General features: G+C 67.3%; 23 protein-coding genes and 2 pseudogenes. 15 read left to right on the forward strand and 10 right to left on the reverse strand.

The genetic code is table 11. The features are described from left to right. Positions 1 to 5: 5 nt before the first annotated feature. Positions 6 to 4,841, reverse strand: a pseudogene (locus EO141_RS19655) (putative Ig domain-containing protein); the annotation flags it as partial. Between the two features lie 117 nt (positions 4,842 to 4,958). Then, positions 4,959 to 5,861, reverse strand: a pseudogene (locus EO141_RS21905) (Calx-beta domain-containing protein); the annotation flags it as partial. Between the two features lie 262 nt (positions 5,862 to 6,123). Here EO141_RS21905 and EO141_RS19660 point away from each other — a divergent pair. From EO141_RS19660 to EO141_RS19675, 4 genes are all read left to right on the forward strand, one after another. After that, positions 6,124 to 6,669 (forward strand): tail fiber protein, encoded by a 546-nt coding sequence (locus EO141_RS19660; protein ID WP_127170045.1) that lies wholly within the window; start codon positions 6,124 to 6,126, stop codon positions 6,667 to 6,669. 71 nt (positions 6,670 to 6,740) lie between these two features. Beyond that, the gene (locus EO141_RS19665; RefSeq protein WP_115678192.1) at positions 6,741 to 7,268 is read left to right on the forward strand and encodes a tail fiber protein; all 528 of its coding nucleotides are present in this window, start codon (positions 6,741 to 6,743) and stop codon (positions 7,266 to 7,268) included. Between the two features lie 57 nt (positions 7,269 to 7,325). Then, positions 7,326 to 7,862: a tail fiber protein gene (locus EO141_RS19670; protein WP_126969440.1), complete on the forward strand. Its 537-nt coding sequence runs from the start codon at positions 7,326 to 7,328 to the stop codon at positions 7,860 to 7,862. A 36-nt stretch (positions 7,863 to 7,898) separates the two neighbouring features. Then, positions 7,899 to 8,426 carry a GNAT family N-acetyltransferase gene (locus EO141_RS19675; protein ID WP_127170046.1) on the forward strand — a complete coding sequence of 176 codons (528 nt, stop codon included), beginning with the start codon at positions 7,899 to 7,901 and terminating at the stop codon, positions 8,424 to 8,426. Positions 8,427 to 8,432: 6 nt separating this feature from the next. Here the strand turns inward: EO141_RS19675 and EO141_RS19680 are convergent, their stop codons facing one another. Next, a complete protein-coding gene (locus EO141_RS19680; RefSeq protein WP_104586190.1) occupies positions 8,433 to 8,720 on the reverse strand; it encodes a hypothetical protein in 288 nt (95 codons plus the stop codon). Between the two features lie 235 nt (positions 8,721 to 8,955). Between EO141_RS19680 and EO141_RS19685 the strand changes: the two genes are divergently transcribed. The 6 genes from EO141_RS19685 to EO141_RS19710 are packed head-to-tail and all read left to right on the forward strand — an operon-like array spanning position 8,956 to position 13,064. After that, positions 8,956 to 9,750, forward strand: coding sequence for an ATP-binding cassette domain-containing protein (locus EO141_RS19685; protein WP_127170047.1), 795 nt, complete (start codon positions 8,956 to 8,958; stop codon positions 9,748 to 9,750). Further along, positions 9,750 to 10,499, forward strand: a complete 750-nt coding sequence (locus EO141_RS19690; RefSeq protein WP_104535395.1) for an MlaE family lipid ABC transporter permease subunit — start codon at positions 9,750 to 9,752, stop codon at positions 10,497 to 10,499. Before EO141_RS19685 ends, EO141_RS19690 begins: the two co-directional genes overlap by 1 nt. A gap of 11 nt (positions 10,500 to 10,510) precedes the next feature. Next, positions 10,511 to 11,044 carry an outer membrane lipid asymmetry maintenance protein MlaD gene (gene mlaD, locus EO141_RS19695; protein WP_104586196.1) on the forward strand — a complete coding sequence of 178 codons (534 nt, stop codon included), beginning with the start codon at positions 10,511 to 10,513 and terminating at the stop codon, positions 11,042 to 11,044. Beyond that, positions 11,041 to 11,703, forward strand: coding sequence for an ABC transporter substrate-binding protein (locus EO141_RS19700; protein WP_104586194.1), 663 nt, complete (start codon positions 11,041 to 11,043; stop codon positions 11,701 to 11,703). Before mlaD ends, EO141_RS19700 begins: the two co-directional genes overlap by 4 nt. After that, a complete protein-coding gene (locus tag EO141_RS19705) occupies positions 11,693 to 11,992 on the forward strand; it encodes an STAS domain-containing protein (protein ID WP_104650361.1) in 300 nt (99 codons plus the stop codon). Before EO141_RS19700 ends, EO141_RS19705 begins: the two co-directional genes overlap by 11 nt. A 10-nt stretch (positions 11,993 to 12,002) precedes the next feature. After that, on the forward strand, positions 12,003 to 13,064 hold the full coding sequence (locus tag EO141_RS19710; protein WP_127170048.1) for a VacJ family lipoprotein: 1,062 nt from the start codon (positions 12,003 to 12,005) through the stop codon (positions 13,062 to 13,064). A 163-nt stretch (positions 13,065 to 13,227) separates the two neighbouring features. Here EO141_RS19710 and EO141_RS19715 read toward each other — a convergent pair whose 3' ends face one another. The 5 genes from EO141_RS19715 to EO141_RS19735 form a co-directional block, all read right to left on the reverse strand. Then, positions 13,228 to 13,647 carry a lysozyme inhibitor LprI family protein gene (locus tag EO141_RS19715; RefSeq protein ID WP_127170049.1) on the reverse strand — a complete coding sequence of 140 codons (420 nt, stop codon included), beginning with the start codon at positions 13,645 to 13,647 and terminating at the stop codon, positions 13,228 to 13,230. A gap of 125 nt (positions 13,648 to 13,772) precedes the next feature. Further along, positions 13,773 to 14,324 (reverse strand): glutathione peroxidase, encoded by a 552-nt coding sequence (locus EO141_RS19720; protein WP_115678196.1) that lies wholly within the window; start codon positions 14,322 to 14,324, stop codon positions 13,773 to 13,775. Positions 14,325 to 14,477: 153 nt separating this feature from the next. Next, complete coding sequence (locus EO141_RS19725) at positions 14,478 to 14,882, reverse strand: hypothetical protein (RefSeq protein ID WP_206514840.1); 405 nt, start codon at positions 14,880 to 14,882, stop codon at positions 14,478 to 14,480. Between the two features lie 181 nt (positions 14,883 to 15,063). Then, positions 15,064 to 16,647 (reverse strand): DNA recombination protein RmuC, encoded by a 1,584-nt coding sequence (rmuC, locus tag EO141_RS19730; RefSeq protein ID WP_127170050.1) that lies wholly within the window; start codon positions 16,645 to 16,647, stop codon positions 15,064 to 15,066. 181 nt (positions 16,648 to 16,828) lie between these two features. Beyond that, positions 16,829 to 17,836 carry a zinc-binding alcohol dehydrogenase family protein gene (locus tag EO141_RS19735; RefSeq protein WP_126943786.1) on the reverse strand — a complete coding sequence of 336 codons (1,008 nt, stop codon included), beginning with the start codon at positions 17,834 to 17,836 and terminating at the stop codon, positions 16,829 to 16,831. 96 nt (positions 17,837 to 17,932) lie between these two features. Between EO141_RS19735 and EO141_RS19740 the strand changes: the two genes are divergently transcribed. From EO141_RS19740 to EO141_RS19760, 5 genes are all read left to right on the forward strand, one after another. Next, the gene (locus tag EO141_RS19740; RefSeq protein ID WP_104650398.1) at positions 17,933 to 18,856 is read left to right on the forward strand and encodes a LysR family transcriptional regulator; all 924 of its coding nucleotides are present in this window, start codon (positions 17,933 to 17,935) and stop codon (positions 18,854 to 18,856) included. 135 nt (positions 18,857 to 18,991) lie between these two features. Then, complete coding sequence (locus EO141_RS19745) at positions 18,992 to 19,222, forward strand: hypothetical protein (protein ID WP_104585887.1); 231 nt, start codon at positions 18,992 to 18,994, stop codon at positions 19,220 to 19,222. Positions 19,223 to 19,448: 226 nt separating this feature from the next. Beyond that, a complete protein-coding gene (locus EO141_RS19750) occupies positions 19,449 to 20,060 on the forward strand; it encodes a glutathione S-transferase (RefSeq protein WP_164739358.1) in 612 nt (203 codons plus the stop codon). 135 nt (positions 20,061 to 20,195) lie between these two features. Then, positions 20,196 to 20,576 carry a hypothetical protein gene (locus tag EO141_RS19755; protein ID WP_104585894.1) on the forward strand — a complete coding sequence of 127 codons (381 nt, stop codon included), beginning with the start codon at positions 20,196 to 20,198 and terminating at the stop codon, positions 20,574 to 20,576. 197 nt (positions 20,577 to 20,773) lie between these two features. After that, on the forward strand, positions 20,774 to 22,189 hold the full coding sequence (locus tag EO141_RS19760) for an amino acid permease (RefSeq protein ID WP_104650369.1): 1,416 nt from the start codon (positions 20,774 to 20,776) through the stop codon (positions 22,187 to 22,189). Between the two features lie 202 nt (positions 22,190 to 22,391). Here EO141_RS19760 and EO141_RS19765 read toward each other — a convergent pair whose 3' ends face one another. Both EO141_RS19765 and EO141_RS19775 read right to left on the reverse strand, forming a co-directional pair. Next, positions 22,392 to 24,869, reverse strand: coding sequence for a GH92 family glycosyl hydrolase (locus EO141_RS19765; protein ID WP_127170052.1), 2,478 nt, complete (start codon positions 24,867 to 24,869; stop codon positions 22,392 to 22,394). 643 nt (positions 24,870 to 25,512) lie between these two features. Beyond that, positions 25,513 to 25,905, reverse strand: a complete 393-nt coding sequence (locus tag EO141_RS19775; protein WP_016902101.1) for a DUF2628 domain-containing protein — start codon at positions 25,903 to 25,905, stop codon at positions 25,513 to 25,515. Between the last annotated feature and the right edge of the window lie 110 nt (positions 25,906 to 26,015).

Here is a 26,015-nt window from a genome sequence, read left to right on the forward strand (position 1 = left end):
GACGATCAGTATTTCTTTTCCAGATTGATCATCCAGGTCTGATCGTTGTTGCTGTCGCCGTCGGTGATGCCGCGGTATTCCAGCCGCGTCGACAGGCCCTGCTCGGTCAGCAGCGCCGCACCGATGCCGACCATCAGGCGGTTGCGGTCGAACGCGCTCTGGCCGGCACGATAGAACGGCCCGCCGTTCAGGTCGGCGTAGCTCAGCGTGGCATCGCCGCGGCCCTGGAAGTCGCGCTGGTATTCCACCCGCAACTGCGGGGTCAGCCGTCCCCAGGCCACTTCGCGGCGCCATTCCAGGCGCAGGCCCAGGTTGCCGGTGGTGGTGGCCACGTCCATGTCGTCATAGCGCAGCGCGAACGGCGCCACGCCGTCTTCGACATAGCCATCCAGCGTGGCGCGGGCCACATCCACACGTGCATACGGGGTGATCTGCAGTTCGCCGCGCTGCAGGTCCGCACCGGTGGAGACCGACGCAATCCACTGCTTGCCGTCGCGGTTGCCCTCGGCCATCGAGCTGTCGTCGGTGACGAAGCGGCGCAGGTCGTAGGACAGCAGCTGGTAGCCGACCAGGGTGTCGAAGAAGAACGCCTTGCCCGGATGGAAGCTGGCATACAGCGCCATGGTGTAGGCGGTGGCCTTGGAGTGGCTGCCGTTCCTACCCACATCGCTGTCGTCGCGGCCCCAACCCAGGCCCGCACCGATCGCCAACGACTGTGCCACCCGGTAATCGGCGCCCACGCTCAGGCCGTCGGTCTGGAAGTCCACCCCGTTGCTGTTGGACTGCTTGTCCAGGCTGCCCGAGCGGATTGCACCACCCACCCACAGCCCCAGATCGCCCTGACCCTGCGCGGTGCTGTTGCCGCTGCTGGCCATTGCCGGCGCATCGCGGAAGTCGTTGTCGGCCTCCTGCGTGTCCGGGCTGCACGGCTGCGCACTGATGCCGCGGTCGGCCTGGCGGCAATGCGAGGTCGGCTGGAAGCTCAACGCGTTGCTGAAGGTGCCGCCGCCGCGGTGGGTGGCTTCCAGGCGGCGCTGGAAGTTGTCGATCTGCGCGCGCGCAAAGCGCCGGGTGGACTCGGACTGCGCATCGATCAGCCCACGCACTTCCGCATCCACGCTGGGGTCGCGGCGCGGCGCGATGGTGAACACCACGCTGGCCGGCACCGAGGTGGCGAACGCATTGGACAAGGTGAACTGCACCGTGGCCTGGCCGACGAAGGCCGGGTTGGGGGTGAAGGTCAGCATGAACGTGGGCGTCTCGGCCATCGCAGCCGCCGCCGGCGACGGGCCGGAGGCACGCGCCGCCGCCGCGGTGGCGGTGCCGCCAGTCCGGGTGATGGTGGCGGTACCGGCCGAGGCCGGCAGCACCGCGACCACGGCTGCAGCCACGAACGGCCCGCCGGTGGCATTGCGGGTCAGGTCGACCTGCTGCGCTTCGCCGGGCACGGCCGCGGCGGTCACCGACACTGCCACCGGCCGTGCATTGACCGTAATGGTCAGCGTGACCGGGGCCGAGGTGCCGCCGCTGCCGGTGACCGTGTAGCTCACCACATCGGTGCCGACGAAACCGGCGGCCGGCGTGTAGACCAGCTCCAGCCCGTTGACCACGGCGGTGCCGTTGGTCGGCGCGGTGGCAATGCCGATCGATGCGATGTTGCCGGTGTCGTTGGCGGTCACCGCCACCGTCACCGCAGCGTCGGACATGGTCGCCGCCACATCCGCCACCGCCACCGGCGCCGCATCGCTCACCGTGAAGCTGTAGGCCTGGGTGGCGCTGGCATTGCCGGCGTCGGCCACCGCGATGGTGAAGGACGAGGTGCCCTGCGTCGTTGGCGTGCCCGACAGCGTGCCGTCGCCGGCCAGCGTCAGGCCAGCCGGCAAGGTGCCGCTGGCGATGCTGTAGCGATAAGGCGCGACGCCGCCGCTGGCCGTGAGCACCTGGGTGTACGCGCTGCCGCGCGTCGCCGGTGGCAGGGTGGGCTGCGCCAGCACCAGCGTCGCCGCCGCAATGGTGACCGTATAGCGCTGGCTGGCCTGGGCCGCCGGGCTGGGCGTGCTGTCGGTGGCGGTCAGGGTGAAGTTGAACGTGCCCGACGAGGTCGGCGTGCCGCTCAGTCCACCGGTCGCCGCATCGAGGACGATACCGCTCGGCAGGGCGCCGGCTGTCAGTGCATAGCTGTAAGGCGCGATACCGCCGGTCGCGGGCGCGATGGTCGCGGCGTAGACCTGAGCGGCCGTGCCGGCCGGCAAGGTGCTTGCTGGCAGGACCAGGTTCGGGCCGTCCACCGTGAAGGTATACGCCTGGGTGGTGCTGGCATTGCCGGCGTCGGCCACCGCGATGGCGAACGAAAAGACGCCTTCAGCGGTCGGCGTGCCGGACAACGTGCCGTTGCCGGACAGGGTCAGACCGGCAGGCAAGCGGCCGTTGGCGACGCTGTAGGTATACGGCGCGACGCCGCCGGACGCCGTCAGCACCTGACTGTAGGGCCTGCCACGCACCGCTGGCGGCAGCGTGGGCTGGCCAGGCACCAGGGTGGCTGCTGCAATCGTCAGCGTGTAATTGCGGCTGGCCTGGGCCGCCGGGCTCGGCGTGCTGTCGCTGGCTGTCAGGGTGAAGGCGAAGTTGCCCGACAAGGTCGGCGTGCCGCTGAGCGCACCGGTCGCAGCATCCAGCACCATGCCGTTCGGCAACGTGCCGGCCGTCAGTGCGTAGCTGTAGGGCGCGGTGCCGCCGGTCGCAGGCGAGATGGTCGCCGCGTACGCCTGCCCGGCCGTGCCTGCCGGCAGGGTGCTGGCCGGCAACGCCAGGTTCGGGCCGGCCACCGTCAGCGCATAGGCCTGCGCAGCGGTAAAGGCGTTCGCATCGGTCGCCGTCACGGTGAAGTTGAAGCTGCCTTCCACTGTTGCGGTGCCGGACAGCGTGCCGTTGCTGGCCAGGGTCAGGCCAGCCGGCAGCGTGCCGCTTCCGAGGCTGTAGGTGTACGGAGCGGTGCCGCCGCTGGCGCTCAGCGTCTGGCTGTAGGCCGTGCCGCGGGTGGCGGCCGGCAGCGTGGTGGGCGCGACCGCGATCACCGGTGCCGCGATGGTCAGCGTGTAGCTGCGGCTGGCCTGCGCCGCCGGGCTGGGCGTGCTGTCGGACACGGTCAGGGTGAAGGTGAACGTGCCTGCCACGGTCGGCGTGCCGCTGAGGCTGCCGGTGGCCGCGTCCACGGCGACACCCGCCGGCAATGCGCCGCCAGTCAGTGCATAACTGTAGGGCGCGGTGCCGCCAGTGGCGGGCGTGATCGCCGCAGTGTAAGCCTGCCCGGCCGTGCCTGCCGGCAAGGTGCTGGCCGGCAACGTCAGGTTCGGGCCGGCCACCGTCAGCGCATAGGCCTGCGCAGCGGTGAAGGCGTTCGCATCGGTCGCCGTCACGGTGAAGTTGAAGCTGCCTTCCACTGTTGCGGTGCCGGACAGCGTGCCGTTGCTGGCCAGGGTCAGGCCAGCCGGCAGCGTGCCGCTTCCGAGGGTGTAGGTGTACGGCGCGGTGCCGCCACTGGCGCTCAGCGCCTGGCTGTAGGCCGTGCCGCGGGTGGCGGCCGGCAGCGTGGACGGCGCAACCACGATCGGCGGCGCGGCGATGGTCAGGGAGTAGCTCTGCGTTGCCTGCGATGGCGTGCCGCTGGTGCTGTCGGTGGCGGTCACGTTGAAGCTGAAGCTGCCCGCGGTGCCGGGCGTACCGGTCAGGGCGCCGCTGCTGCCATTGAGCGTGATGCCCGCCGGCAGGGCGCCGGCGGTAACGGCGTAGGTATACGGGGCAATGCCGCCGGTCGCCGGAGTGAGCGCGCTCGAATAGGCCTGGCCTGCCGTGCCGGCCGGCAGGTTGGTCGCCGGCAGGGTCACCGTCGCGCCGGCCACGGTCAGCGTGTAGGCGCGGTTGCCGCTGGTGGGGCTGCCGCCGCTATCGGTAGCGGTGGTGGTGAAGTTGAAGCTGCCGGTGGCGGTGGGTGTGCCCGACAGCACGCCGGCAGCGCTCAGGGTCAGCCCGGGCGGCAGCGCACCGGCCGTGACGGCGAAGGTGTACGGCGCGGTGCCGCCGCTGGCGCTCAGGTTCTGGCTGTAGGCGCTGCCGGCGGTGGCTGCCGGCAGCGTGGCCGGCCCGACAATCACCACCACATCGTCGTTGAGGATGGTGCCGGTGCCGGTGGCGCGCGCGATGCTGGCGTTGCTGGCACCGGACAGGCCGACGCTGAAGGTCTCGCTGGCCTCGACCGCGGTGTCGCCATTGACGGTGATCGCCACGCCCTGCGCAGTGGTACCCGGCGGAAATGTCAGCGTGCCCGACCGCGCGACGTAGTCGCTCCCTGCGGTGGCGGTGCCGTTGGCGGTGGCGTAATTGACCGACACGGTCTGGCCGCTGGCCGCGCTCAGGCTCACCGTGAACGTGGCCGTGGTGGTGCCGCTATTGCCTTCGTTCACGCTGATATCGTCGATCGACAGCGACGGCACCGCATCGTCGTTGACGATGGTGCCCAGGCCCTGCGCATCGGCCACTGTCGCGCCGGTGACGTTGCTGACGTTGACGAAGAAGGTCTCGTCGGGCTCGCTGAGCGAGTCGCCGTTGACCCGCACGGTGAAGGTGGCGCTGCTGCTGCCGGCGGGGATGGTCTGCCCGACCAGGCTGGAGGCGACGTAGTCCACGCCGGCAGTGGCAGTGCCGTCGGCAGTGGAGATATCGAAGCTGACGCCGCCGGCGCCGGCCGGCTGGCTCAACGAGACAGTGAAGGTGGCATTGGTGGTGCCGGCGTTGCCTTCGCTCACGGACACGTCGTTGATCGACAGCGCCGGCTGGTCGTCGTTGAGGATGGTGCCGGTGGCGCTGTTGGGCGCCCCCACGCTGTAGCCACTGCCCGCAGCCAGGCTGATCACCACGGTCTCGTCCGGTTCGATGGTGGCATCGGCGGTCGGATTGATGGTGATGGTGCCGGTGGTCTGGCCGGCGTTGATCACCAGCGGCGAACTCACGGCCGCGTAGTCGGTGCCTGAGGTCGCGCTGCCGCCGACGCTGAAGGCGACCGATACCGCGCTCTGCGCGGCCTGGTCGAGCGAGACGGTGTAGATCAGGTTGGCCGTACCGTCCTCGGGCACGCTGGACGGAGACACCGTGATCGATGCGGTCGGAAAGTCGTCGTTGACGATGGTGGCGGTGGCGCTGGACGGACTGCCGATGCCATAGCCGCTACCGCTGGCCACGCTGATCACCACCGTCTCGTCGGCCTCCACCGTGGTGTCGGCGACCGGGGTGACGGAAAAGGTGGCCGTGGTGGCGTTGGCGGGCACCTCGATGCTGCTCGGCGCACCCGTGTAGTCGGTGCCGCTGGTGGCGGTGCCGCTGCGACCAAGGTTTACCGTGGTCGCCGAACTGCTGCTCTGGCTCAGCGTCACCGTGTAGGTGAACGCTGCGCCGCTATTTTCGTTGCGGCTGGCCGGGCTCACCGCGATGCTGGCAGTGCGCGAGGGGTTGACGGTGATGTTGAAGACGATCTGGTTGTTGTCTTCGTCCAACAGATAGAACGAGTCCGATGTCGCGCCATCGCCGTTGTTGGTATAGGTCACCTGCTCGGTGCTGTCAGGATTCTGACCGGGAAGACTGTACGTGCCATGCGCCGGGGGCACGCCGGGATCGGTCATGCCGATATTGGAAGGGCCGTCGCAGTCGCCGACTTCGAAGGACACCGAGCCACCTGAGTTGACGGTGGCGCTTTTCGGAGTCGGGCAGTAGGCAGCCAGGGCGACGTGAGAGGTCGCCAACAGCAACAGCGCCAGCATCCAACGCAGCAGCAGGCGCACGCCACCCGAGGCGGCGAAGGTCGTAGACATAAGTTTTCCCCGAAAAAGCACGCCACCCCAATGGCGTCGGCAGCGGTCCTGGTGCCTCGGATCAGCGCAACGCAATGCCTAAAGAGGCATGTGATTCAACTATAGCGCTATTTGAACTGGAACTGACTGCCAGTTAAAGAATGAAAAATTAATACTTCATCTCAATTAGGATCTTGGTGGCTTGTGGTATGCAATGTCGGCAGGTATGACTACGTCAGTCTCCGACAGTCGGTCGGCGGCGCACCTACGTAGGGAGAGCTGCATGAGTGAGTTCTTCATCGGCCAGATCATGTTGACCGGTTTCGCATTCGCGCCGAAGTATTTTGCGCAGTGCAACGGGCAATTGCTGCCGATCAATCAGAACCAGGCCCTGTTCAGTCTGCTCGGCACGCGTTTCGGCGGCGATGGCAGGACCACGTTCGGCTTGCCGGACATGCGTGGGCGCACCCCGCTAGGCTATGGGCCGTCGGCGGATCCGAACTGGCAGCCGCCTGCCGCTCCCATGGGCCAGGCGGCAGGCGCGGAGACGGTGACGCTGGTGGCAGACAACCTGCCCCCGCACAGCCACCTGATGAATTGCAGTAGCGCCAACGGCGACAACCGCACACCGACAGGCCGTCTGTTCGCGAACAACAACGTCGCCTCCGGGACTGCGCACGCGTTGTACGCCGCGCCTGGCGCGATGGTGCCGCTGTCCCAGTCCACGATCGCCAACAGCGGCGGCAGCCAGGCGCATCCGAACCTGCAACCCTATACCGCGATCAATTTCTGCATCGCGCTGTCCGGCATCTTCCCTTCGCGCAGCTAGGCGCATCCGTATCCGGGGGCGCCGGCGTACGCAGCCTTGCGTACGACGCTCCATCGACCAGGAAGAATTTCATGGGTACTCCCTTCATTGGCGAAATCCGCATGTTCGGTTTTGGCCGCACTCCCCAGGGTTGGCAGGCGTGCGACGGCTCGTTGCTGCAGATTTCCGAATACGAACCGTTGTACGTCCTGCTCGGCACTGTCTACGGTGGCAATGGCACCAGCACGTTCGGCGTGCCGGATCTGCGCGGCCGCCTGCCGATCCACCAGGGCCAGGGACCGGGCCTGAGCAACTACGTGCTCGCCCAGCACGCCGGCACCGAGACGGTGACGTTGACGGACCTGCAGATGCCGGCGCACACGCATACCGCTCAAGCCACCACCACCGCAGCGACGGCGACCGCACCCGCGGGGTTATTGCCGGCGGCGGTCAACGGCAGCACGTTCTACGTGAGCGATGCAACCGGTGGCACCACCTTGGCGATGTCCACGCAGAGCACCTCGTTTGCCGGCGGCAACCAGCCGCACGACAACCTCATGCCGACACTGACGGTGCAGTACTGCATCGCCACCACGGGCATCTTTCCGCAGCAGGCCTGATCCCCGCGCCGCGCCGGCAGGCCGCGGTATGCATCCGCTTCATCGGAGACTCTGTTCATGACCGAACCCTATATCGGCGAAATCCAGCTGTTCGGCTTCGACTACAACCCCTACGGCTGGGCGTTCTGCAATGGCGCCACACTGCCGATCACGCAGAACACCACGCTGTACTCCCTGCTCGGCGTGGCCTATGGCGGCAACGGTAACAGCACCTTCCAGTTACCGAACTTTTCCGCACGCGCCGGTTGCCAGCAGGGCGCGGGGCCGGGCCTGACCCCGCACTCGCTGGGTAGCAACTTCGGCTCCGCGTCGGAAAGCCTGCTCAGCACGCAGATCCCGATGCACCAGCATGGCGTCAACATACTCTCGCAGCCGGACGTGACCAAGAAGACGGGCACGCCAGCCAACGGTGTGGCGCTGTCGTCGCTGAACGTCAACACCGAGCGCCCGTTCCTGGCGGTCGCGCCGGACAAGCAATTCTCCCCGACCATGCTGTTGCCTACCGGCAGCGGACAGGCGCACGAGAACCGCCAGCCCTATCTGGCCGTGAACTTCTGCATCGCGCTGCAGGGCGACTATCCGGCGTTCGACTGAGCGCTGCCGTCATCCGGGCGCGTTGCAGAGGCGGCGATGAAGATGCAGTTCGTAACGAGCGCTACCGCTAATCGGGGCGCGGTGGATCTTGCCCTGCGCCCCGAGCAGCCAGCCGACATCGCGTGGCTGCAGGCGCTTTATGCCAGCACCCGCAGCGACGAGCTGGCACCGGTACCGTGGCCGGAGGCGAGCAAACGCGCCTTTCTTCAGCAGCAGTTTGCGCTGCAGCGCGCGCATTATCAGCAACATTTTGAAGGCGGCGACTTTCTGATCGTCCAGGCCAAGGATCTGCGTATCGGGCGCCTGTATCTGCACCGCGCTGCCGCGCAACATACGCTGGTGGATATCAGCCTGATGCCGGACTGGCGCGGCCAGGGCATCGGCTCGCAACTGCTCGCCTACGCGCAGGCGGTGGCGCGCGAGGCGGGATGCGGATTGTCATTGCACGTGCTGCACGCAAACCCCGCCGCGCAACGACTGTATGTCCGCCAAGGTTTCGTCGCGGGTATGAGCAACCAGACGCATCTGCAGATGCACTGGCATTTTCCCGAGCACCGCGGTTGAACGCACTCAGTTGAAAACGGCCTGATACAGAAACCCGTCGCGCTCGCGCGCCACCGGCACCAGGAACACGCCGATCTCGCCCAGCCGCGTGTGTCGCAGCTGATAGGTCTGCTGCGGAAACAGGAACGCCGAGCTGTTGCGGAACAGCAGCGAGAAGGGCGCCCGGTGGACGGCATGCGTGGTGGGCAGCGGCCGCGCCTCGACCAGCACGAATGGCACCTCGCCTTCGTTCAATGCGGCAGAGAACGTTTCATTGACGCTGCCTGCAAAGTGCTCCAGGGTCAGTAGATCCATTACGTACTCGTGGTCGTCCGGAACTCCGATCATCCACCTAGGGCATACCTGCCACAACACCCCTGCGCTCGCAGATTGCGTTGGGTCATGCATGAGACGGCTTGTTGCATGCATGCCGGCTGCAACGCGTCCGCTGCAATGCAGGCGTCATGCGATAATACTGGACGCACCGGTTCGGTTATGTTCAGCCGTGTGACGGCTACTCTATCGCGTTGGAATTCTGTTAAAGGCTTCGATGACGGCGTCCGCATCCCCTGTCGTGCAGTTGTCCGGTGTCCGCATCGATCGCGGCGGTCGCACGATCCTGCGCGACGTCTCGCTCGAGGTGCCACGCGGCAGCATCACTGCCGTGCTCGGTCCGTCCGGCAGCGGCAAGTCCACCTTGCTGGCCGCGCTGACCGGCGAGCTGCGTCCGGTCGCCGGCACGGTCACCCTGTTCGGCAACACGATCCCGCATGGCAACCGTGCACTGCTGGAGATGCGTCGCAATGTCGGCGTGCTGCTGCAGGGCAATGGCCTGCTGACCGACCTGAGCGTGGCCGACAACGTCGCGCTGCCGCTGCGTACGCATACGCGCCTGCCGGCGCCGGTGCTGCAGCGCCTGGTACAGATGAAGCTGCATGCAGTGGGCCTGCTGGCCGCCGCCGATGCCTGGCCGCGCGAATTGTCCGGCGGCATGGCGCGGCGTGTGGCGCTGGCGCGTGCGCTGGCCCTGGACCCGCCGCTGATGATCTACGACGAACCGCTGACCGGGCTGGACCCGATCGCCTCGGGCGTGATCATGAGCCTGATCCAGCGCCTCAACGACAGCCTCGGCCTGACCAGCATCATCGTCAGCCACCACGTGCACGAAACCCTGCCGATCAGCGACCAGGCAGTGGTCATCGCCAATGGCGGCATCGTGTTCGCCGGCACGCCGGAGCAGCTGCAGGACAGTACCGATCCGCTGGTGCAGCAGTTCCTGCATGGCCAGCCGGATGGGCCGATCGCCTTCGATGCGGCGCCGCGGCGCGACCGGAGTGCCGCCTGATGGCCATGGTCGAGTCGATCCGCGCCTTCGGCCGCGCCGGGCTGTTTTCGCTGACCGTGCTGCGCGGCTCGGTGCCCACGCGCGATTTCATCGCCGAGCTGGTGCGCGAGATCTACAAGGTCGGCGCGCGGTCGCTGCCGATCATCGCCGTCGGCGGCGCCTTCGTCGGCCTGGTGCTGACCCTGCAGGGCTATCGCACGCTGACCACCTACGGTGCGTCGGATGCGCTGTCCACGCTGCTGGGGCTGTCGCTGTACCGCGAGCTGGCACCGGTGCTGACCGCGCTGCTGTTCATTGGGCGCGCCGGCAGCTCGATCGCGGCCGAGCTGGGCCTGATGCGCGCCACCGACCAGATCAAGGCGCTGGAGCTGATGGCCATCGATCCGGTCGCCAAGGCGGTGGCGCCGCGCTTCTGGGCGGCGGTGCTGACGGTGCCGTTGCTGACCGGCGTGTTCTGCTCGCTGGCCATCACCGGCGGCTATTTCGAAGCCGTGCACGTGCTGGGCATCGACAACGGCACATTCTGGTCAGGGTTGAGCAACAGCGTGGACTTCTGGGACGACTTTGGCGTGGCCATGCTCAAGTCGGCGATCTTCGGCGGCACCGCCGCGTTGGTCGCCGCCTACGTGGGCTTCCACGCCGAACCGACCATCGAAGGCACCTCGATCGCCACCACCCGCGCGGTGGTGAACGCCTCGCTGCTGGTGCTGATGTTCAACTTCGTCCTTTCTGCAATGTTGTTTAGGTGAGTGGAATAACTATGGCCATGCGTGGACCACGACTCGAATTCGCCGTCGGCGCCTTTTTGCTGCTGACCCTGGCCTCACTGCTGGTGCTGGCGGTGGCCTCGACCAACCAGCGCTGGGGCTTCGGCTCCAGCCAGTACACGCTGACCGCGCGCTTCAGCCAGATCGGCCAGCTGCGTGCGCAGGCACCGGTGAAGATCGGCGGCGTCACCATCGGCAAGGTGTCCGACATCAGCCTGGATCCGACCAGGTTCGACTCGGTGGTGACCCTGTCGCTGGACAACAAGTACAAGGATCTGCCGGCCGACACCTCGGCCGGCATCTTCACCAGCGGCCTGCTGGGCGAGAGTTATATCGGGCTGCAGCCGGGCGGCGACCCGGAAACGCTCAAGCCGGGCGAAGAAATCGGCTTCACCCAGCCGGCGGTGGATCTGCTGCAGCTGGTCGGCAAGTACATGTTCAGTGGCGGCGGTGATAAATCCGCCGCAGAGGGTCAGGCCGCCCCGCCTGCCCAGCCCGCTTCTCCCTCTACGGAACCGCACCAATGAAAACCACCCTGCTCTCCGCTGTCCTGGCCTCGACCCTGCTGGTGTGCGCACCGGCCACCGTGCTGGCGCAGCCGGCTGCCGCCAGCGCGCCTGCGCAGGGCGCGGCCACCAAGACCGTCATCGACAGCAGCACCCGCATCCTGAGCACGCTGGACCAGCGCCGCGCCGAGTTCCGCAGCAACCCGGCCGCGCTGCGCCAGTACATCAATGGCGAATTGAACAAGGCCTTCGATCGCGACTACTCGGCCCGCCTGGTGCTGGGCGTCAACGGCCGTGGCGCCTCCGATGCGGACGTCAAGCTGTTTGCCGATGCGCTGGCCGACAACCTGATGCAGCGTTACGGCACCGCGTTGCTCAACTTCGAAGGCAAGCCGACCTTCCGCGCCAAGTCCGAGAGCGCGCTGCCGGGCAACCGCGGCGTCAAGGTATCCACTGACCTGCTGCGCGCCGGCAACGACCCGACCCCGGTCGACTACATGATGCGTAACGTCGGTGGCCAGTGGAAGATCTTCGATGTGATGATCGAAGGCATCTCCTACGTGCAGACCTTCAAGACCCAGTTCGACGCCCCGCTGCGCGAAAAGGGCATTGCCAAGGTCGCCGCAGAGCTGCGTAGCGGCAATCTGCAGGTCGGTCCGGCACCGGCCAATGGCAAGTAACGATTCCGTGCAACGCAATGGCCAGACGCTAGCACTGACCGGCGTGCTCGACCGCGACGCGGTCACGGCGGCCTGGCCGCAGGCGATTGCGCAACTGGACGGCATTCGCACGCTGGACCTGTCGGGTGTACAACGCCTGGACAGTGCCGGCGTTGCAATGCTGGCCGAACTGGCGGCGCGGCTGCGCGCCACCGGTGCCGGTCCCGTCACGGTGGTGGGTGAGGCGTCCGGTCTGGACGAATTACGCGCCGCCTACCGTTTGTCCCCTACTTTCGATTTCCAGGCCTGAGCGCCACCCCATGACCCAGCTTCGCCCCCTTTCCCTGTTGGCCGCCTGCCTGCTGCTTGGTGCCTGCGCCAGCCACGCTCCGAAATCCGCGCCGCCTGCGTCCGCGGCCGAGACCGCCCCGGACGCGACCCCGGCCCCGGTGCGTGACGACGCCGCTGTGACGGCGCAGCCGGCCACTGCCGGCTTTGCCGCCCCGGACGCCCTGCCGACCACCGCCGCAGCAGCCCCGGCCGACCAGACCGGCGCCGATGCCAGCGCCGGGACCGCAGGTGCCGCCACCTCGGCCGAGGACGACTACGCTGCGCTCTACGGCCCCACCACCCCGCAGGCCGGCGCCAACGGTGCACCGGGCCAGCCCGGTGAAGCGCCGCCCTACGATCCGTGGGAGCGCTACAACCGCGGCATGCACCGCTTCAACCTGGCCGTGGACCGGGGCGTGGCGCGTCCGTTGGCCACCGGCTATACCAAAGTGGTGCCGCGTCCGGCACGCCTGGGCGTGACCAACTTCTTCGACAACCTCGGCACGCCGCTGACCATGGTCAACCAGCTGCTGCAGGGCCACCCGGTGTATGCGATGCAGTCGCTGGGCCGCTTCGTGATGAATTCCACGCTGGGCGTGGCCGGCCTGTTCGATCCGGCCTCCGCAGCCGGCATTCCGCGCCGCAGCGAGGACTTCGGTCAGACCCTGGGTGTGTGGGGCTGGCGCAATTCGCGCTACTTCGAGTTGCCGCTGTTCGGCCCACGCACGGTGCGCGACACCTTCGGCCTGGGCGGCGACATTCCGCTCTCGCCGTTGCGCCAGGTCGACGACAGCGGCGCGCGCTTCGCCCTGCAGGGCCTGCAGCTGGTGGATACGCGCGCGCAGCTGATGTCGCTGGATTCGCTGCGCGACCAGGCACCGGACGAATACGCACTGACCCGCGATGCATGGATGCAGCGCCGCAACTACCAGATCGTGCGCGACCTGCGCAGCCATCGCCAGAAGGACAACGAGTTGCCCGACTACCTGCGCGAGGACAAGGACAGCACCGTGCCGGTGGATGCAATGCCGATCCCGCAGTGGATTCGTTGATCGATCTAGCGTGCGGTTTGGCGTCAATATGAAAGCCCGGGAGCGATCCCGGGCTTTTTATTTTCCGCCACCAGCATGCGAAGTGGCACCAAGGACTAGGCTGCCTAGGCGCAGGCTTGCCTCAGGCAATCCAGACCGAAGGATCGAAGGTGCAGTTGCCAGCTCACTTGCCAGCGCGCAACTCCGGTTCGGGCCTGATCGACGGCGTGCGGTCGATATAGGTGAGATAGTGCTTCCATAGATCGTGCGCGCGCTGATCGTCGAGGTCGACGATGCAGCTCGCCACCTTGGCCGGCCGGACTGTCGCATCGTGCCAGCGCGTTTGCACATTGCCGCACTGAAGATCCCGGTACGTCGTCCACGCCGTCTGTGCGTTGTCGAAAGCGTCGGCGGCAATACCCAATGTGGAAACGGCCCGGTCGCGCGCGGTCGCAAGATAATCATCCAGACGTGCCTGCGCGATGCCGACTTGCTCGTTCCAGCAAGCGTTACTTTCCGGGGTTGTCTGCAGGTCGCGGCAAAGCTCCGCAGCGTGTAACGACGAACTGCCAGGCAGCATCAGGAGGACAAAGAGCAGACGCATCGACAGGGTCCTTGTTGAGTCACCTTCGCGATGCGTGCACCGACACGGTGGATGCAGCTTGCTGCGTCAGGCCACGCGTGCCACTGGCGCGCACGCGTGGCGTCTCGTCCTGGTGGAGAGGAGCTTCAGGCAGCCGATGCCAACGCTGCATCCACCGCCGCACGCAGGCGCGCATCGTCTGCCGGCACGTCGGGGGCGAAGCGGTCGATGACCTGGCCGTCGCGGCCGATCAGGAATTTTTCGAAGTTCCACAGCACGCCCGGTGCGGGGTTGGGTGCGATGCCGTAGCCGGCCAGTTTCTCGCGCATCGGGCCATCGCCGGTGGCCTGCGGATGCGCGCTGGTCAACTGCTGATACAGCGGATGGATCTCGGCACCGGTGACGGCGATCTTGGAGAACATCGGAAAGGTCACGTCGTAGGTGAGCTGGCAGAACTGCGCGATCTCCGCCTCGCTGCCGGGCTCCTGCCCCTTGAAGTCGTTGGCCGGAAAGCCCAGCACTTCCAGTCCCTGTGCCTGCTTGTCGCGATACAGCGCTTCCAGGCTCTCGTACTGCGGGGTCAGTCCGCACTTGGAGGCGACGTTGACCACCAGCAGCACCTTGCCGCGATAGTCGGCCAGCGTGGCGGGCTCACCGTCGATGCGGGCAACCGGGATGTCGTAAAGCGTCTGGCTCATCGATACGTCCTGGACAGGTAGAGCCGAGAGCATAAACCGCCAGGATGGCGCGAGCGAGACGGCTGGCTCATGGCGCTTGCAGTGATCTCCAGCGACGCGCACGGACCAAGCGGCTGATCGACCCGTGCAGGCGCTTCACCACGTTCGAAGACGTCAATCGATGCACAACGCGGCCTGGCCCATGCCGCCGATCACTTCCTGGCGGCAACCGAAGCGGTCGCTGTCGCGCTGGCAGGTGCCGGATGTCGCGGTGCCGGTCGGCACGATGCTGGTGGCCAGGCAATCGCCGCTGCAGTCGGAGCTGTCGCTGCAGGTCTTGCCGGCATCGGCATACGGCACCACGCAACGCACCGTCTGCATGCGGCCGACCGGACGCAGTTGCCCGCCCTTTGCCGTGCATTCGGCAGCGTCGGCGGAGCCGGCGTGCGGTGGCTGCGGCGTGCCCGCCGCAGCGCCCGGCCTGGTCGCCGGAGGCGTGCTGCATGCGGTCAGCAGCAGTGCGCAGATCACTGCATGGATCCATCGGGTTGCCATGTTGACACTCTCGTCTTGCATCAGGTGGCTGCAAGCATCGCGGTGGCGATGTCTGCGTGGCGTGCTCGCTATCGGCAAGAAGCCATGCCGGAGACCTGCGTTTTGTAGGAGCGGCCCTGGCCGCGATGGGGCGTTATCGGTAATGCCTGGTCGCGCCCGGGTGCGCTCCTACGTCGTGGTTTGTTGGGTCGTCTTGGGCGGCGGATCATTCCTGCTCGTCGTTGCTGTCGTCGTTGCTGCTGCTGCCGGTGTCGTCGCTGCCGGCATCGTCCAGCAGCGCCTCGGAGTGTTCGCTGGCCAGGGTTTCCACGCCGCGCAGGCGGCGTTCGATGGTGCGGGTCTTGCGGCTGGCTTCGCCCAGGCTCTTGCCGACCGTGCTGATCTGCCGCTCGGCCTTTTCGAGGATGCCGGCGAACTTGCCGAACTCGCTCTTCACCGCGCCCAGCACCTGCCAGACCTCGCTGGAGCGCTTTTCGATCGCCAGCGTGCGGAAGCCCATCTGCAGGCTGTTGAGCAGTGCGGTGAAGGTGGTCGGGCCGGCCAGCACCACGCGATGCTCGCGCTGCAGCAGGTCGACCAGGCCGGCGCGACGGATGACTTCGGCGTACAGGCCTTCGGTGGGCAGGAACATCACCGCGAAGTCGGTCGTCTGCGGCGGGCAGACGTACTTGTCGCTGATCGACTTGGCCTGGATGCGGATGGCGCGTTCCAGCTGCGCCGTCGACGTCTTGATCGCGTCGAGGTCGCCCTTTTCCTGCGCGTCGATCAGGCGTTCGTAGTCCTCGCGCGGGAACTTGGCATCGACGGGCAGCCACACCACGGTGTCGTCGCCACGCCCCGGCAGGCGAATCGCGAAATCCACCGCCTCGGCGCTGTCGGGCCTGACCCGCACGCTGCGCGCGTACTGCTCCATCGTCAGCGTCTGCTCGAGGATGTTCTCCAGCTGCACTTCGCCCCAGCCGCCGCGGTCCTTGACGTTGCTCAGCACACGCTTGAGATCGCCCACGCCGGTAGCCAGCTGCTGCATTTCGCCCAGGCCGCGCTGCACCTGTTCCAGGCGTTCGGAGACGAGCTTGAAGGAGGCATCCAGCCGCGTGTTGAGCGTGGTCTGCAGTTTTTCATCGACGGTGGCGCGCATCAGTTCGAGCTTGCTGGCGTTGTCGTTCTGCAGGTTGGCCAGCTGTTGCTCCAGCGTGGCGCGCATTTCGCCGATGCGCAGCTCGTTGCGTTGGGTGAGTTCGGTCAGGCGTTGGCCCAGCGCCTCGGTGAAGCGCTGCTGCGACTCGCCGGCCTCCTGCCGGCCCTTGCGGGCATCGTCGGCCAGCGCTTCGCGCAGGGCGGCCATATGGGTGTCGGTGCGCGCGATCAGCTCGGTCAGCTGCTGGCCGAACACCTGGATGCGGGTTTCCTGCTGCTGGCCGAAGCCGTCGAGCTGGGTGCGCAATTCGGTCAGCCGCAGGGTGAGCAGTTCGCCGGTGCGTTGTTGCGCCAGGGCGCTTTCTTCGCGCGCCTTGCGTGCGTCTTCGCCGAGTGCGTCGCGCAACAGGTCCAGGCGCTGGTCGGTGCGCGTGGACAGTTCGGTGAGATTGCGTGCGAAGGTTTCCAGGCGGCCGTCCTGCTGCCGCGCCAGGCCTTCGAGCTGCTCGCGCAATTCGCCGCGGCCGTCGCGTTGCTCGGCACGCAGCGCCAGCTCCAGGCCGCTGGTGGAAGGACGTCGCAGCAGCGCGATCAGCTGCAACACGAGGACTACGACAAGCAGTCCGAGAAGGATCAGGGATTGGGATGACATGCGCGCAGTGTAGCCGGGCCGGTCGCAGGGGCTGCGCCAGTGCGATGCCGGTTGGGCGGCCGGTGCTCAGGGCGCGGGCGCCTGGGACGTTGCGCCTGCGGCAATGCGCATCAAGCGACTCCGACGCGGCTGACGGCGTGGCGAGCCGGGCCGGAGCTGCGCAGTCGCAACGTCGCCGCGGTCAGAACCCTTCCAGCACCAGCTTGCCGCGGGTGCGATGCGATTCCAGTGCGGCGTGGGCGCGGCGCAGGTTATCGACGGTGATGCGGCCGTAGTGCTCGCCCAGCGTGCTGCGCAGCGTGCCGCTGTCCACCAGCGCGGCGACGCGGTTGAGCAGATGGTGCTGGGCAATCATGTCGTCGGTGTCGAACAGCGAGCGGGTGAACATGAATTCCCAGTGCAGCGACGCGCTCTTGCGCTTGAGCGGCAGCACATCGAGCGTGGCCGGGTCGTCGATCAGGGCCAGCTGGCCCTGCGGTGCGAGCACCTCGACCAGCTGGGCGAAGTGCTGGTCGGTATGGGTCAGGCTGGCGACATGCTCGACCTGGGCGATGCCGATGCGCTGCAGGCTCTCGCTCAGCGGCTGGGTGTGGTCGATGACATGGTGGGCACCGAGCGCATACACCCAGTCCTGCGTCTGCGGGCGCGAGGCGGTGCCGATCACGGTCAGCTTGGTCAACGTGCGCGCCAGCTGCACCAGGATCGAGCCGACGCCCCCGGCGGCGCCGACCACCAGCAGGGTCTGGCCCTGCCCGCCGTCCTCGGCGATGCGCAGGCGGTCGAACAGCAGCTCCCAGGCGGTGATCGCGGTCAGCGGCAACGCGGCGGCCGAGGCGTCATCGAGCGTGGCCGGCTTGCGCCCGACCAGGCGTTCGTCCACCAGGTGGTATTCGGCATTGGTGCCCGGGCGGTTCAAGGTGCCGGCGTAGTACACCGCATCGCCGGGCTGGAACAGGCTGACCTCGCTGCCCACCGCATCGACCACGCCGCTGGCATCCCAGCCGAGCACGCGCGGTGCGTCGACCGCGGCGTTGGCGCGCACCTTGGTGTCGACCGGATTGACCGAGATGGCATGGATACGCACGCGCAGGTCGCGCGGGCCGGGCTCGGGCAACGGCAGGTCGAGCGCGACCAGCGCGCGCGCGTCGTCGATGGGCAGACCGTGCTGGGGATAGGCGATGGCTTTCATGGCGGGCGTCCTGCGGGGAGGGAACTGCATGGTCGGCCGCCGGCATTGCGAGAAAAACCGGCAAACTGCGCAAGCACTTTCACAGCTGGAGTGAAGATGGTCCGCTTCGACGACTTGGCGCTGTTCGTGCGCACAGCGGCACTGGGCAGTTTTTCCAATGCCGCGCGCGAGGCCGACCTGCTGCCCGGCCAGGTCAGCGCGGCAGTGGCGCGGCTGGAGCGGGCCCTGGACCTGCGCCTGTTTGCGCGCTCCACGCGCAGCCTGCGGCTGACCGCCGAGGGAGAGCAGTACCTGCCCTACGCACGCCAGGTGCTGGAGCTGCTGCGCGATGGGCGCGAGCAGGTGCGCGGGCACGACACCGAACTGCAGGGCGTGCTGCAGGTAACCGCCCCGTCGGACCTGGGCCGCAATGTGCTGCTGCCGTGGCTGACCGAGTTCCGCGCCGCGCATCCGCGCCTGCGCCTGCGCCTGCATCTGTCCGACCAGGTGGCGGACCTGTACCGCGCGCCGGTGGATGTGGCGTTCCGGCTGGGGCGTATCGACGATGCGGAGCATGTGGCGCTGCCACTGGCGCCGCACAACCGGCGGGTGCTGGTCGCCGCGCCGTCCTATCTGCAACGGCACGGGCAACCGGCCACGCTGGACGCGCTGCGCGAGCACGCCTGCCTGCTGTATCTGCTGGCCGGGCGCGCCTACGACCGCTGGCAGTTCGAGCTGGAGGGCCGCCGCCACATCGTGCCGGTGCGTGGCGCGATGCTGTGCGACGACGCCGATATCGTGCGGCGCTGGGCAGTGGCTGGCGAAGGCATCGCCTATAAATCCTGGCTGGATGTCTGCACCGACGTGCAGGCCGGGCGTTTGCAGGTGCTGTTCCCGGAGTGCGGCGACCGCCTGCCTCTGCACCTGGTGTGCCCGCATCGCAAACAGTTTTCACCGGCGGTGCGGCAGCTGCACGCGCTGTTTGCGCAACGCTGCCAGGCGATGACGGCGCTGTACCCGCTGGCGTCCGATGCGCGTTGACCTGCTGCGCCGGAAGAGGGGCGCGATGGATGCACGCGCGCCGCAGCAAGGTCTGCGCGACTGCCGCGTGCGTTGAGGTGCCCGTCACTGCGCAGCTTCTAGCCTGCCTGCATGACAGCCCGCCGCTTCCCGTCGATGCAGTGCTACGGCAATCGCCAGGGCCACTCCGGAGTGGTGGCCTATGCGGTGGCAGACGATGCAATCGCGGTGCGCTTTCGCAGTGGCGAGACCTATGTGTACACCGCCGCCAGTGCCGGCGCCGACGTGGTCGCGACCATGCAGCGCCTGGCCAAGGCAGGGCGCGGCTTGAGCACCTATATCAGCCAGAGCGTGCGCGACGCTTACGCGGGCAAGCTGACGGTGTAGGCGCGCGGCGACAGAGCAGGTTGCACGCATCGATCTGTATGGCTGCACGAACATACCCATGCCCATTGCAGCATCCGCTCCGTTGTACGCAGACGCGGCAGCCGTGCTGCTGCAATGATGCATCGACGCACGCGCAAGACGCAGAGCGGTCACTGGCGCAGTCGTCTGCACGCACTCACCACCTCCATCCCCGGGCACATATGCTGGACATCTACGGAAAGCCGACATCTACGGAAAGCCGACATCGATCAACGTGCGCAAGGTGCTGTGGCTGTGCGAGGAACTGGCGCTGGACTACACGCTGCACGCGTATGGCAGCGGGTTTGCATCGGTGGATACGGAGGCCTTTCGCGCGCTCAATCCCAATGCGCTGGTGCCGGTGATCCGCGATGGCGATCTGGTGCTGTGGGAGTCGAACACGATCTGCCGGTATCTGGCCGCGCGTGCAGGACGCGCCGACCTGTTGCCGACGGCGCCCGCTGCCCGTGCGCTGGTCGAGCAATGGATGGATTGGCAGGCCACCGAACTCAACAACGCCTGGCGTTACGCGTTCATGGCCAGCGTGCGCGGCAGCGCGGCACATGCCGATCCACAGGCGATTGCGGCGAGCGTGCGCGAGTGGAACCGGCACATGGCCATCCTCGCGGCACAGCTGCAACGCGGCGGCCCGTTCGTGCTCGGAGCCGACTTCACCCTGGCCGATATCGTGTTGGGCTTATCCACGCAGCGCTGGCTTGCCAGCCCGATCGCGCGGCCGGCGTTGCCGGCGGTGGTGGCGTATCACGCCTGCCTGAAGACGCGTGCCGGTTTTCAACGTCATGGCTGCAATGCGCCGTAGACCAGGCGAGCAGCCGCTACGCAAAGCGAGCAAGACAGTGCGGCGATGCTGGATTTGCATGCGGATCGCATCGCATTGACCTCAACGTGACCTGCGCATCGCTAGGGTGAGGCTTCGTTCCTGCCAGGCCACCCGATGACCACCGCCACCAACCAAACCCGTCTGTTCGCGCTGGGCCTGTTCGTTTTTCTGGGCAGCTTTGCCGCGATCGTCTGGTACCTGATGCGGCCGTACGGCACGGCGTATTTCTTCCCGGTGCATTTTCTGATCGGCGCCGCGTTGCCGTTCTTGTTCTATGCCATTGGTGGAACACGGCTGTGGTTCTGGATCGGCATCGGGGTCACCGCACTGGTGCTGCTGTGGTTCAACTTCTGGGGGCATGACGCCAATGGCGCGGCGCCGCGGGTACTCGATTGGACCCATTTCGCTGCCGGTGCGGTCGGCCTGATCGGCGCGTGGGCGGTGCAGTTGGTCTATCGCAATGTGCGCCCACCGCATCGCCCGTCTGTGGAGTGAGCGGGGATTGGGGATTCGCGAAAGCGGGAATCGTGGGTGGCGGTCGCTTGGCCGGGGACCGGCGGGTGTGGCGCGCTGACAACTGATACGGTACGCGTGCGCGGCCATGCTGGCGCCGACGCATGACCTTGGACCGATAGCTTTGCTGCGGCGCGTTGGGCGACACTCGCGCCTTCTTTTGTTCCCGCGAGGTCCGCATGTCGTCTTGGCTCAGGCGCAAACCCATCGATCAGGTCACCGTGCACGAGGCCGGCCGGCAGCTGGTCCGCAGCCTGAGTTGGCCGCATCTGGTCGCGCTGGGCATCGGCGCGATCGTCGGCACCGGCATCTACACCTTGATCGGCGTGGGCGCGGACAAGGCCGGCCCGGCGGTGCTGCTGTCGTTCGTGGCGGCCGGCATCGTGTGCGCCTGTGCGGCGCTGGCGTATGCGGAGATGGCCACGATGATGCCGGCTGCCGGCAGCGCCTACACCTACAGCTACACCGCGCTTGGCGAGAGCATCGCCTGGGTGGTGGGCTGGAGCCTGGTGCTGGAATACTCGCTGGTGGTGAGCACGGTGGCGGTGGGCTGGTCGGGCTATTTCGTCGGCTTCCTGCAGTGGTTGGGGGTCAACCTGCCGCATGCCCTGGTGGCCGGGCCGCATGCCGGCGGCATCGTCAACCTGCCGGCGGTGGTGATCACCTTCCTGGTCGCCGGCATGCTGATGGCCGGCACCAAGGAAAGCGCCACCCTCAACGCGGTGCTGGTGGTGCTGAAGATCGTGGCGCTGGGCGTGTTCGTGGCGATTGCGTTGCCGGCGTTCGACAGCGCCAACCTGCAGCCGTTCATGCCGTATGGCTTTCCCAAGACCGAAGGTGCCGATGGCGTGGAGCGCGGCGTGATGGCCGCGGCGGCGATCATCTTCTTCGCGTTCTATGGCTTCGATGCGATCTCTACCGCGGCCGAAGAGACCAAGAACCCGGGGCGCGATCTGTCGATCGGCATCGTCGGCTCGATGATCGGCTGCACGCTGATCTATGTGCTGGTGGCGTTGTCGGCGGTGGGTGCGATGAGCTTCACCGTGTTCGGCAAGAGCCCGGAGCCGTTGGCGCTGATCATGCGCGAACTCGGCCACGGTAAGGCGGCGCTGGTCATCGGTGCGGTGGCGATCATCGCGCTGCCGACGGTGTTGCTGGCGTTCCTGTATGGGCAGAGCCGCATCTTCTTCGTGATGTCGCGCGATGGCCTGTTGCCGCGCGGCCTGTCCAAGGTCAATGCCCGCACCGGCACGCCGGTGGCGATCACCCTGTTCACGGCGGTGCTGGTGGCGGCGTTGGCGGGCGTGGCACGCCTGGATGAAATTGCCGCATTGGCCAATGCCGGGACCCTGGCGGCGTTCACTGCGGTGGCGGCGTGCCTGCTGGTGCTGCGCGTGCGCGAGCCCACGCGTGCGCGCTCCTTCCGGACGCCGCTGGCATGGGTGGTGGGGCCGGTGGCGATCCTGGGCTGCCTGTATCTGTTCTGGAGTCTGCCAAGCACGACGCAGGGGTGGTTCCTGGCCTGGAACGCGCTGGGTGTGGTGGTGTATGTAGCCTATGGCCGGCGCAATAGCCGGTTGGCGAAGGTGGGATAGTTCCTCCTCCCGTCGGGAGTGTGCCCTTCTCCCAGCGGGAGAAGCGGCTCGCAGGGCGGATGAGGGGCGCCTCGGACACCCGGCAGGTGCCAGCAATGACGAACGCGTCGCCACGCGCCGTCAAGAATGAATCAACACAGGCGAGCTGTGCCCTTGCTTTCAGGCTGCGCGCCGGCCCGCGCTCGCGGTACCGGCGCTTGAATCACGGTGCCGCCGCAGGCGTGGCGCAGAACGAGGCAGGCAATGCCTCTGGTTGCGTGCCCCAGCCCTGGGTCGGCGCCTGCTTGCTTAGTGCAAACGACAGCGTGCCGCCCTGCTGCAGCTGGGCCCAGTCCAGGAACACCTGCCGCTGCGGTTGCCCATTGAAACGCACGCTGTCCACGTATTGCAGCGCGCGGCCGTCGGCGCCGGGGGCGTCGATACGCAGGTGCTTGCCGTTGCCCAGCGCCAGCGTGACCCGCTTGAAGCGCGGGGCATGCAGCAGGAACTGCCCGCTGCCCGGCACCGCCGGATACAGGCCCAGGGCACTGAACAGGTACCAGGCCGACATCGTGCCGAGGTCGTCGTTGCCGGTGACGCCATTGGGCGCGTTGGTGAACAGCTGCTGGGCGGCGCGCACCACGGTGGCGGTCTTCCACGGCTGGCCGATCAACGTGTACATCCACGGGGCGTGCAGGTCCGGTTCGTTGTTGGGGTTGTAGCGGTACTGGTTGTAGTAGCTATACGGGCCGACCACCCAGTGCGTGCGCGCGGCGTTGAGCGGGTCCTTGAGCAGGTCGTCGTAGGCAAAGAACGCATCCAGGCGTTTGCCGGCCTGCTCGCTGCCATGCATGGCCTGCAGCATGCCGGGGATGTCCTGCTGCACCAGCCACTGGTATTGCCAGGCGGTGCCTTCGTGGAAGCCATGCTGCGAGCGTGGGCTGTAGTGATCGTCCGAGGGGGCATACCAGCTGCCGTCTTCCAGCCGCGGGCGCGGAAAGCCGCTGAAGCCGGTGTCGGCATCGCGCACGCCGGCGTCCCAGACGTTGTGCCAGTTGCCGCCGCGTCTGCGTAGCAGCGCGCTGTCGTCGGGGTGGCCGAGCGCCTGCGCCATCTGCGCCAGCGCGCAGTCGGCCAGCGCGTATTCCAGCGTGGCCGAGCCGCCGTGGTGCGGGTCCACGTCCATGCCCTTGGAGGGGAAGGCACGGTCGTATTGCACGTAGCCGTTGGCCAGGTAGCTGGCGTTGCCCGAGCGCCCGGCGTGGCGCGAATTGATGGGCGGCTGGCCGAAGGCGTTCTGGCGCAGCGCGGCGTAGGCCTCGGTTTCACTGCCCTGCAGCGCGCCGAAGCGCCACAGGTCGACCATGAAGGGCGTCACCGGGTCGCCGGTCATGATGTTGGTGTCGTAATTGGCGTACCCCCAGCGCGGCAGCCAGCCGCCTTGCTGGTGGATGGCCAGCAGCGAGCGACCGATGTCGCGCGCGCGCGCCGGCTGCAGCAAGGCCAGCAGCTGGTTCTGCGAGCGATAGGTGTCCCACAGCGAGAAGTACTCGTAGTAGGTCCAGCCCTCGGCATGGTGGATCGCATCGTCGAAGCCGCGATAGCGGCCATCGGCATCGCTTCCGGTCAGCGGCTGCAGCAGCGCGTGATACAGCGCGGTGTAGGCCACCGTGCGATCGTCGGCGCTGGCGCCGGCCAGCTGCATGCCGGCCAGTTCCCTGCGCCAGGCCTGTTGCGCGCGCTGGCGCATCTGCTCTAGGCCCAGCAGCTTGCCGCCCTGCATGCCGTCGGCGCGCAGGTTGTTGCGCGCGCCGTCGGCGTCCACATGCGAGATGGCGCTGACCACGGTCACTGCGCGCGCGGTCTTGTTCTTGCCCAGCGGGAAGCTGAGCCAGGCGCCGTTGGGCTTGAGTTCGCCGCCCATGCCGTGGCGCGCGCCGGGCACGCCGCCGTCTTCGCCCCAGACACCGTGCGCGGTAAACGGGCGGTCGAATTCCAGCCGGAACCAGGTGGTGTATTCGTGGCCGCCGCAGAAGCTCTGCGTGGTGAGTTTGCCTTCGACCACGCGGTCGCCGACCACCTGCAGCTGGCTGCCGATCACCACGTGGCGGTCGTTGGCCTGGCCGAGGTTGACCAGCACATGGCCGGTGTCGGCGCCGGGCGCGAAGCTGTAGCGCTCGGCGGCGGCGCGGGTGAGCGCGGTGGCTTCGGCGTCGATGCCGCCGTAGTCGGTCAGCCGCACCTTGTAGTAGCCGGCCTGGCCCACCTCGCCGTCATGGGTGTAGCGGGCGGCATAGCGCTTCTGGTCGAAGGCCTTGGCGTCGGCGGTGTCGAAGTCGCCGCCCGGGCCGATGCGGCCGGTGACCGGCAGCACCGAGACCTGGCCGCCCTGCTCCCAGCAGCCGGCCCCGGACAGGAACGAATGGCCGAAGCCGCGGATGCTGGGGTCGTCGTAGCGCCAGCCTGCGTAGTGCGCGCCGATCGGGCTGACCTGGACCAGGCCGAACGGGGCCGAGGCACCGGGGAAGGTATTGCCGTCGTCCTTGCTGCCGATGAAGGTGTTGACCTGCGCCGGGTCCTGCGCGGCCAGCGGCGCGCACACCGCCATGCCAAGCAGGCACAGGCCGGCGGCGGCGCGGCGCCAGAACGGCGCCGGAGCGCCCTGTGAAACGGAACGATCGGACCAGACTGCGGAGAGCATGCAAGACACCTCGGAGGAGAGGGCGACCGAAGCCGCAGGTGGGGATCCATGCCGATCGCTGCACCACGCAGCGATCGACGCACAACGACCGCGTTCAAACGGCGACCGGCAGCGCGATTTCGCGCCCGACCTGGCTTGTTTGGATCGATCTAAATTCGATGCGGTCATGGGCCATGTGTCGGCAAAGATTAAGCATTCTCGACCGCTTGCTGCACACCGCGGCGCAGCAAAGTGTGCGGGTGCTGGCAGTTTTGCGGGTGTTTTAGACTTTTGAGCGATCTGTTGCGCGCTGTCAGGTACTGCCATTCTGAAGCGTGTCAGAGGCACTGAAGGATGAGTTGGCTTGGGATTGATTCGTCTGCGCTGCGTGCGGTTGGTTGAAGGTGGCGCTCTTGGGCGTGTTGCGCGTCGGGGGCCGAACCCTCACCCCAACCCCCGCTCCGCGCCCCCGGCCCGCGCTAGCAGCGCGGGCGCTCCCAGGCACGCGCGCCAGTGGCGCGCAAGCTGTGCCTTATCGCCCCGGGGGGAGAGGGACTTGGTCCACGGGGCTTGATGGCCCATAAAAAAAAGCCCGGTCAGTGACCGGGCCTGGCGACGCTGGCGTGGCGGCGGGAGGGGCCGACGCGCCGGTGACGCAGTTGCTTCAGATCCAGCGCATGCCCTCGAACGGGTTCCAGCTGGTGCTGCCCTTCACCTTGTCCAGGTAGTAGGCGTAGTTGGCGATCATGCCGGTCAACAACGACAGCGGCAGCCACAGCACGTTCTGAAACGCGGCCGGCAGGAACGAGGCCACGATGCTCACCACGACGCTGATGCCGATCAGGCTCAACGCCTTGCGCCACAGGCCGATGATGAAGAAATAGATGACGCCGAAGAAGAAGGCATAGAAGTTCATGCCGACCTTGACCTTCTCGCCAAAGCTCAGGGTCTTCAGTGCGTTCTTGTAACTGGGGTCTTTGGGGCCACCGTGACGGTCGAAGAAATCGAAACGGAACTGCCACTTGGGACTGAGCTGGGTGCGATCGAAGGTATCCATTCCAAACCATGTAGTTGAAAACGATTACATGATAGGCGATCGCGTATTCATCGGCACGTTCTTCGGCACCGGTCGGAAGCGGAGGGTCAGCCGCCGATCAGCTTCAGCCG

Origin of the sequence: Xanthomonas sp. BRIP62415, assembly GCF_003993515.1 — a bacterium.
In the GTDB taxonomy this organism is placed as follows: Bacteria; Pseudomonadota; Gammaproteobacteria; order Xanthomonadales; family Xanthomonadaceae; genus Xanthomonas; species Xanthomonas euroxanthea.

Coding starts and splice junctions, on each gene's coding strand:
- EO141_RS19760 (WP_104650369.1), top strand. CDS start 20,774: ATGTCGTCTTGGCTCAGGCGCAAACCCATCGATCAGGTCACCGTGCAC.
- EO141_RS19710 (WP_127170048.1), top strand. CDS start 12,003: ATGACCCAGCTTCGCCCCCTTTCCCTGTTGGCCGCCTGCCTGCTGCTT.
- EO141_RS19670 (WP_126969440.1), top strand. CDS start 7,326: ATGACCGAACCCTATATCGGCGAAATCCAGCTGTTCGGCTTCGACTAC.
- EO141_RS19775 (WP_016902101.1), bottom strand. CDS start 25,905: ATGGATACCTTCGATCGCACCCAGCTCAGTCCCAAGTGGCAGTTCCGT.
- EO141_RS19715 (WP_127170049.1), bottom strand. CDS start 13,647: ATGCGTCTGCTCTTTGTCCTCCTGATGCTGCCTGGCAGTTCGTCGTTA.
- EO141_RS19735 (WP_126943786.1), bottom strand. CDS start 17,836: ATGAAAGCCATCGCCTATCCCCAGCACGGTCTGCCCATCGACGACGCG.
- EO141_RS19745 (WP_104585887.1), top strand. CDS start 18,992: ATGCAGTGCTACGGCAATCGCCAGGGCCACTCCGGAGTGGTGGCCTAT.
- EO141_RS19675 (WP_127170046.1), top strand. CDS start 7,899: ATGAAGATGCAGTTCGTAACGAGCGCTACCGCTAATCGGGGCGCGGTG.
- EO141_RS19755 (WP_104585894.1), top strand. CDS start 20,196: ATGACCACCGCCACCAACCAAACCCGTCTGTTCGCGCTGGGCCTGTTC.
- EO141_RS19700 (WP_104586194.1), top strand. CDS start 11,041: ATGAAAACCACCCTGCTCTCCGCTGTCCTGGCCTCGACCCTGCTGGTG.
- rmuC (WP_127170050.1), bottom strand. CDS start 16,647: ATGTCATCCCAATCCCTGATCCTTCTCGGACTGCTTGTCGTAGTCCTC.
- EO141_RS19685 (WP_127170047.1), top strand. CDS start 8,956: ATGACGGCGTCCGCATCCCCTGTCGTGCAGTTGTCCGGTGTCCGCATC.
- EO141_RS19690 (WP_104535395.1), top strand. CDS start 9,750: ATGGCCATGGTCGAGTCGATCCGCGCCTTCGGCCGCGCCGGGCTGTTT.
- mlaD (WP_104586196.1), top strand. CDS start 10,511: ATGGCCATGCGTGGACCACGACTCGAATTCGCCGTCGGCGCCTTTTTG.
- EO141_RS19720 (WP_115678196.1), bottom strand. CDS start 14,324: ATGAGCCAGACGCTTTACGACATCCCGGTTGCCCGCATCGACGGTGAG.
- EO141_RS19705 (WP_104650361.1), top strand. CDS start 11,693: ATGGCAAGTAACGATTCCGTGCAACGCAATGGCCAGACGCTAGCACTG.
- EO141_RS19765 (WP_127170052.1), bottom strand. CDS start 24,869: ATGCTCTCCGCAGTCTGGTCCGATCGTTCCGTTTCACAGGGCGCTCCG.
- EO141_RS19740 (WP_104650398.1), top strand. CDS start 17,933: ATGGTCCGCTTCGACGACTTGGCGCTGTTCGTGCGCACAGCGGCACTG.
- EO141_RS19665 (WP_115678192.1), top strand. CDS start 6,741: ATGGGTACTCCCTTCATTGGCGAAATCCGCATGTTCGGTTTTGGCCGC.
- EO141_RS19660 (WP_127170045.1), top strand. CDS start 6,124: ATGAGTGAGTTCTTCATCGGCCAGATCATGTTGACCGGTTTCGCATTC.
- EO141_RS19680 (WP_104586190.1), bottom strand. CDS start 8,720: ATGGATCTACTGACCCTGGAGCACTTTGCAGGCAGCGTCAATGAAACG.